The organism is Candidatus Poribacteria bacterium (assembly GCA_026706025.1).
GTDB lineage: Bacteria > Poribacteria > WGA-4E > WGA-4E > WGA-3G > WGA-3G.
On sequence record JAPOZO010000057.1, the window covers coordinates 1 to 7,475 of the forward strand.

General features: G+C 42.6%; 4 protein-coding genes. 1 reads left to right on the forward strand and 3 read right to left on the reverse strand.

The genetic code is table 11. The features are described from left to right. The first annotated feature begins 92 nt into the window (after positions 1–92). On the forward strand, positions 93–1,070 hold the full coding sequence (locus OXH00_13685; GenBank protein MCY3742061.1) for a hypothetical protein: 978 nt from the start codon (positions 93–95) through the stop codon (positions 1,068–1,070). A gap of 60 nt (positions 1,071–1,130) precedes the next feature. Here the strand turns inward: OXH00_13685 and OXH00_13690 are convergent, their stop codons facing one another. Genes OXH00_13690 through OXH00_13700 form a run of 3 tightly spaced genes read right to left on the reverse strand, consistent with a single transcriptional unit; the run spans position 1,131 to position 7,333 of the window. After that, positions 1,131–1,352, reverse strand: coding sequence for a hypothetical protein (locus tag OXH00_13690; GenBank protein ID MCY3742062.1), 222 nt, complete (start codon positions 1,350–1,352; stop codon positions 1,131–1,133). A gap of 27 nt (positions 1,353–1,379) precedes the next feature. Continuing rightward, positions 1,380–2,834 carry an ATP-binding protein gene (locus tag OXH00_13695; protein MCY3742063.1) on the reverse strand — a complete coding sequence of 485 codons (1,455 nt, stop codon included), beginning with the start codon at positions 2,832–2,834 and terminating at the stop codon, positions 1,380–1,382. Then, complete coding sequence (locus OXH00_13700) at positions 2,831–7,333, reverse strand: tetratricopeptide repeat protein (protein MCY3742064.1); 4,503 nt, start codon at positions 7,331–7,333, stop codon at positions 2,831–2,833. Before OXH00_13700 ends, OXH00_13695 begins: the two co-directional genes overlap by 4 nt. Positions 7,334–7,475 lie beyond the last annotated feature (142 nt).

Here is a 7,475-nt window from a genome sequence, read left to right on the forward strand (position 1 = left end):
CGAGAGTATACCTAAAATATCAGAAAATGTATACTTATTTATTGGGTTCACCATAAATAACCCTACCTAAAACCGATCTAATGGAGATACCTATGTACAATAAACTTGGGGAAGCGATACTGAAGACAGGAGAGCGGATGGAAGTCGGTGTGATTACCGCACCAGATACACGTCATGCCGAAGAGGTGAAACAGTTCCTTGGACACAAGGGCGGAGACTGGGAGTGGCATATTGAGCGATGCGTCACGGAAGTGCTTGATGCCTTGGAGACCCGTTTCTATGTCGGTAAAATTGACGGGCGCGTGATTACCAACATCATGACGGTCGAGCATGAAGGGATCGGCATTTTAGGGCATGTTTTCACGCTCCCCAACCAACGCAGGAAAGGGGCATGTAAAGGCGTGATGGCGTATCAGATGGAAGATTTTCGACAACGCACGGGGCGCGCACTCTATCTCGGCACCGGATATAATAGTCATCCCTATTATATCTACCACAGTTTCGGATTTGAGAGCGTATATCCTGAAGCCGGTTTCATGAAGTATTACGTCAACGAGGACTTTGAAGAGTGCTACTTCGCGCCTGCGCCTGTGCAGCCAAAACCTGTCGAATGGCATGACTGGCCGAAAATTACAGCGTTGTCAGGCATTGTCGGATGGGACACGCTGCGGAGTCTCAAGTGGAGTGTTTACGGTCCCACAAATCTCGAAGGTCCCTTTCTAAGTTTCAAACACGCTCTGGAAACAGAGGAAGTCTACGAAGATACCAAACTGTTAATTTCATCGGACGGTGCGATTGTCGGTTGGGCGACTGTAAGCCGTGATGAACGCTGGCGACCCGCGACTGCCGTGCTCGATCTCTTCTTCCATCCAAATTTCGCCGACGATGTGCCTACCTTGCTTTCAGCCGTGGAGTTCCCTGATATGAAAGTTCAGTGTTATGTTGACAGCGGTGCTAAGAAGAAGGCATCGGTTTTAGAAGCATCAGGATTCACCTGTGAAGGACAACTCAAAAATCAGTTTGAATACGGCGGACAGCCTTACGACGTTTTGGTATTTGCAAGGGCGTAACTGTCTGAATCACGGATTTTCACGGATTACACGGATGACGCGGATTGATTTTGCTTGTTTTTATGTGCTGCCTTCAGCAATTTGTTCTATCAATTTGCTCGGGTGAATTGACAGATACTCTCTGACCTCCAGATTCATCTGATCGATTTCGGCAAGAAATCCACCCGCAGATAACTCATAATTTCTTAGGTTGGTTTCAAACGCTTTGAGTTTTTCAACTATTTTTTGAAAGTGCTCAATGCGTTCCAGTGTTGCCTCAAGTTCTTGATTGTTCCGAATCATTGTGGATTCCCTCAGCATGGCTTAGACCTATGCTAATACAGTTTCAAGTTCCTCTACTGCATCTATAGCATCCTCAAGTTCGTTTCTATAGATGTTCGCGACAGACGCATGACTGAGTTCGTTTAGGGTAAATTTTCGAGCCGATTCAATTTTATTTTTGAGTGTCTGATTTACAACATTCTGTCTATTCTTTTGCCATCGAGTTATTGGTATCCAAAAGTCCAGACTGGTCAAATCCTTCGGATTTTCACGATATCTGACCCGAATGTTCTCTGTCTTACAGTACCGCTTCATTATCACTTCAAAAGCGGTCCGAACGTAAACAGCACAAGCTTTGTAGTCATTTGCGTTAAGATATTCCTTTGCTTTATCAATGTACTTTTCCTCCTCAACATAAACTGGTATTTCATATTCATCAACTTTTCCCAAATAGAGTTCGGCAGCTTTCCACTGTTCATCGTTGAATTTACGCTGTTTGAAAATCTCATAGAATGCCTTATCGTAAGTCATCAAAAAGATTTGATAATCTGAGAAGTACGCGTCAAGGATATCAATTAAGGGAAGCCGATTTGACATGTCCAAACCGATTAGGGCATCATCCAGAGCGAGAACCTTTAAGGCACTGGGGGGTTGAAGTTGAAATCCGGCAAAAAAGATTGAAAGTGCAATTGCCGATAGTTTTGCCTCGTTCAAAAATTGGTGATGCTTGGGTCGAGTACTACCACAGAAATCAACCCTTAAAAGAATCTGCGGAGGCTCATACTTGTCAATATCGCTGTTGAATTTTGGTTCCTGATATTTAAGGTAAAGTTCAATAACTGTGTTCTCGTATCTAAACTTGCGGAGCATCTTATTTGCATCTGCTTCCAATCTGATTAATATATTTTCAATACCTGTGTTGAAATCCACCAATTGTTGTTGTGGAATTTCAACTTCTTGCACTGTTCCTTGCTCAGGAAAAAGCAATTCTGACAGGTCCTGCCACTCCTCCGCAAAACTGCGTGCCGGCACACTAATATCGTTAATAACGTTTTTCAGGAGCGTCTTAATCAGCAAATCGAACACATCCACAACATCTTCTTCGTAGTGGAGATAGTGGGTATGTAGAAGTGCTTTATAGTCCAGAAATCCCTTTGCCTTTGATGCATCAATTATGGGCTGAACTTTCGTATCGTTTAGAGCAACTTCCGAATCTGACCATTCATAGGTTGTTTTTTGTAAATTTGGGTTGGGCGTAAAGTGAAGTCTTACGTAACCATCATCACCATCATCCATAGCAGGAAAGTTTTTATGGTCTATGAATCTTAGAGAATCATTCTCGCTGGATTCAAGGAATAATTCTAATGCCTTATACAGAGATGTTTTCCCGCTTCCGTTTTCGCCATAAAGTAAAAGGCTCTGCCCTCCTTTCTTGCTAAGGTCAATTACATCTGGTCCTCGGAAAACTTTGAAATTTTTGATTTCAATTTTAGTAATTTTCACCACTTACCCTCAATGATACGGATAGGTCTTAAACTATCCTGAAAAAATAGGTTTACCCGAACAGGATGCTCTCTCTCGTGCAAATGCTCATAGAGAGAACGGAACGCAGACATTTTATCTCCTTGAATCTCATCTATCTCAGGCAACTGTTCTGCTATTAGGTGTTTAAAAATATCTCTGTCAGCACTCTGAAGCACATCAGGCATATAAAACTCATACACCAATCCGTTGACGATCCACTCAAAATATCTGAACACAGCAAAGTCGCGGGAGTCCGCCAAATCTTTACTGTTTATTGTCGGTTGTTTCTGGAGGTATATAAGGTAATTGACGAGTTTGCGAACCAAGTCTTTCTGTGTCGCATTGATATCGGGGACAGGAATTTGCTTGATAAACTCACTGCGTGCCTCAAGTTTACCGCCGTCTAATTGTTTGGACACCTGCGAATAGAACCACTCCACAGGGAGTGTATTGAGTAAACCGCATAACCATCTTTCGTCGGTTGGAATAACGTAGCAGGTAGATCCGCAATATAAACCTTCTGTCTCGACGGCGAAAGTTTGGGTGTTATAGAGGTTTGGACAGACCAGTTTCGGTTGCGCGAAATGTTCTGCTTCCTCAAGAGATGTCTGGAGTTCATACCATTCCTGTTCGTCTCCTCTTTTGCTCAGAAGTCCTTCGTATTTTTCTAAGTATTTTAGGATGGCAGGATAAGCGTTAATATCTATACCGCGGTAGGTAAAGATTAACCACTGATCTTGTGCATCCACCTGCCAGCGTCTGATATCCGGTCCCTGTAAAAACGGCTTCAAAATATCAGCCGATGAAGGGTGTGCTGCAATGAGTTCATCCCGCGTTGCACTGTCTACTACAAATACTTTAGTCGGTACTGTTTCAATACCAAAATAGGGAGGCTCCTTGATATATTCTCCCAGCGGCGTGCCAGCGTCTCGGAATCTTTGTAACAGATCCAAAACCTCCGGCGATTCAAGGGGCTTTCCGTCGGAGTCTAAAACTTTTTCTATCATGGGGTAGCGGTGCCTGAAACCTTGCCGGACAAGTGCAACGATGTCTTTCGGTAATTTAACCTGATGTTTCTGCTCAAAGGCGGCAACGTTTCTATAATCGTTCCGAAACGCAGCGACGATATCCAGTCCTTTGTCTTTAGCAGTGATGAGGTCTGCTTTAGCTTTTTCCCATTCTTGTAGGTGCAACCACGCTTCTCCGCGATTATAATAGACACCAGCGTAATCAGACTCAAGTGTCATGGCTTTGGTATAGTCTTCTATAGCTCGGTTAATTTCGCCTTTTTTAAAATAAACTACACCACGATTGTTATAGAGGCGCGTATCATCAGGGGTAAGTTGTACTGCCTTGGTATAATCTTCTATAGCAAGGTCAAAGTCGCCCATGTAGCTGTAAGCATTCCCGCGACTATAATATGTCTCAGCATACTCGGGGCTTAGTTCTATTGCTTTGTTATAGTCTGTGATCGCACGCTCAACATCGTTTTTGCTGTCATAAGCTAAGCCACGATTGAAATAAGCTGCTGCAAATTTAGGCATTAATTCTATTACCGTGTTATAGTTTTCAATAGCGAGGTCAAGTTCGTCCTGATTGTAGTAGGTTTCCCCACGATTGTAATAGGCCTCTATATAATCAGGTTTAAGACTTATCGCTGTGTTGAAGTCTTGAATCGCTTTATCAAAAACCAGTAAGCTGCGATGAGCAGTACCACGGAAAAAGTAGACAAGTGGATCGTCAAATTTGAGGTTTATCGCCATACTAAAGTCATCAACTGCCTCGCGAAATTTCCTTTGATTGTAATAAATGAGACCGCGATTATAATATACACCGGCGGCCTCTGAATTCAGTTCTATCGCCTTGGTAAATGCCCTTATTGCTTCATCAAACTCACCATTTTCACCATAAGCAATCCCGTGAGCATTATAGGTGTCGGCATCATCAGGTTCTACTTCGGAAGTCAGTAAAATGACTATGCCTTCTGGTAACTGGACACCGTGTTTCTGTTCAAAAGCTGCAACGTTTCCGTAGGTATTATGAAACGCAGCAGTAATATCCAATCCTTTATCCTTAGCAGTCATCAGATCAGTTCTGGCTTTTTCCCATTCTCTTAAGCTTAACCACGCTGCTCCGCGGCCATAATAAGCCATTATAAGTTCAGGGTTTAGTTTTATCACTTTAGTATAATCCTTAATAGCTAAATCCCCCTCGTTTCTCCGGAGATAAGCAGCAGCACGATTAACATAGCCAAAGACACGTTCTGGCTGAAGTTTTATCGCCATTTCAAAATCTTGGATAGCGAGGTTGAAGTCATTTTTATCAAGATAAACTAAGCCGCGGTTATTATAGGCATCATAAGTTGTACGACTGTTTGGATCCAGTGCTATCATCATGGTATAACTTTCAATAGCGAGATCCAGTTGATTATCAGCACGATAAGCCACCCCAAGATTAACATAAGCATCAGTAAAATTTGGGTTCAATTGTGTCTCTGTTATATAATCTTCAATAGCGCGCGTGTAATCACCTTTGCTAAGATGAGCATTTCCTCGGCTATAATAGGCACTAGCACGGTCAAATTCGAGATCGATCGCAGTAGTATAGGCTGCGATGGCCTGATCAATCTTTCCGCTCTCTTGGTACACATTACCGAGATTAAAATGAAAAGCAGCATCATTTGGACTTAGTTTTATTGCTTCGGTTAAGTCCTTTATAGCCTGGGTAAAGTTGCCTTTTCCGTTGTGGGCGTTACTGCGATTACCATAGGCTTGTGCAAAAGTTGGATTAAGTTTTATTGCCTTATCATAATCCTCGATAGCAAGATCGTATTTACCATTTTCGGTATAAGCATTGCCTCGGTTGTTATATGCCTCCGAAAACCCTGGTTGCAGTTCTATCGCTTTGTTCAGGTCTTTAATAGCAGCATCAAGTTGATTTTTGTTCTTGTAAGCATTCCCGCGACCGCAATATGCCTCGGCATAATCAGGTTTAAGTTGTATTGCTGTATTATAGTCTTGGATAGCAAGATCAATCTCGTTTTTGCTGAAGTAAGCATTGCCGCGATTGTTATAGGCCTCGGCATAATCTGGGTCAAATCTTATAGCTTCGTTCAAGTCGGCGATGGCTCTGTCAAACTCGCCGATGTCAATATAAACACTGCCACGATTGTTATAGGCCTCGGCATAATTGGGTTTGAGTTTTATAGCTTCGTTCAAATCAGCAATGGCTTTATCAAACTCGCCTCTCATGTTGTAAACACTACCGCGATTGCTATAGGCATCAGCATAATCAGGTTGCAGTTCTATAGCTTTGTTCAAATCAGCAATGGCTCTGTCATACTCACCGAGTATAATATAGCACGCGCCTCGATTACTATAGGCTTCAGTATAATCAGGTTTGCGTGTTATTGCTGTGTTATAGTCTTCAATAGCCTGGTCAACATCGCCTTTGTTAAAGTAAGCATTACCGCGACTGCAGTATGCATCGGGATAATCAGGTTTAAGCCTTATAGCTTCGTTCAGGTCCGAGATGGCTCTGTCATACTCACCCATGCCAATATAAGCACTGCCGCGGTTTTTATAGGCACTGTCATAATTACGATCTAGTCTTATAGCTTCGCTTAAGTCTGAGATGGCTTTGTCATATTCACCAAGAACAACGTAAGTCCCACCGCGATTGCTATAAGCTTGGACATAATCCGGTACAAGTTTTATTGCTGTGTTATAGTCTTTGATAGCTCGGTCAGCTTCGCCTTTGCTGAGATAAACAGTACCGCGATTGTTATATACCTCGGGAAGGCTTGGTTTCCATTGTATAGCCCTATTAAAGTCTTGAATGGAAAGATTAAACTCACCTTTGCTGACATAAGCAATACCCCGATTATTATAGGCCTCTGCATCGCGCGGGTTGAGTTCAATCACATGTGAGTAGGCTTCTATTGCCCTATCAATTTGTCTGAGCATCAACAGAAAGTTACCTTGTTGGAACGCCCATTCAGCTAATCGTCTGTTTTGGGCACTCTCGGATGAGGATTCCACCTGAGCCTTCATTTGGTCAATGGCTCTTCGGATACCATTTGCTACATTTTGCCAACCTTTGCTCTCAGGTTGCCATTCGTCAATAGGTTTGCCTCTGTCAGGAAGAGCTTGAAAGTTACTAAGTTGGTAGTTTTGCCAATCACAATTCTCAAGGATAATCGGAATTATTCTTATCTCTGCATTTAACGCCGTTGCCAACTCTTCATTACAGTTTTCAGAATCAAGGCTATGCGCGGAAGTAAGATAGAGCAGCAGGTCAGAGTCAGCAAGGTTACTGAAAATAGTATCACGCCATTTGTCCCCTGGCAGAATTTCATTGTCATGCCAGATGCGTATTATGCCTTCACGTTTCAGAAGAGCAAGACGCGTTATCAATTCGTCCTTTTCTGCTGTATTTTTATGTGAGTAGGTAATGAACACTTTTAGTGGTTTACTCACGGCTTTCTTTCCTCCACAGGTTAGATTGTATGAATTTTATGATAACACAATCGATAAGCAAATTTCAATCAACTTTGGATATCCGACCAGAGCCATTCAGTTTTCGTTATTAGAAATTTTCTATGATCTTTAGAGCATGTGC

Coding starts and splice junctions, on each gene's coding strand:
- OXH00_13690 (MCY3742062.1), bottom strand. CDS start 1,352: ATGATTCGGAACAATCAAGAACTTGAGGCAACACTGGAACGCATTGAG.
- OXH00_13685 (MCY3742061.1), top strand. CDS start 93: ATGTACAATAAACTTGGGGAAGCGATACTGAAGACAGGAGAGCGGATG.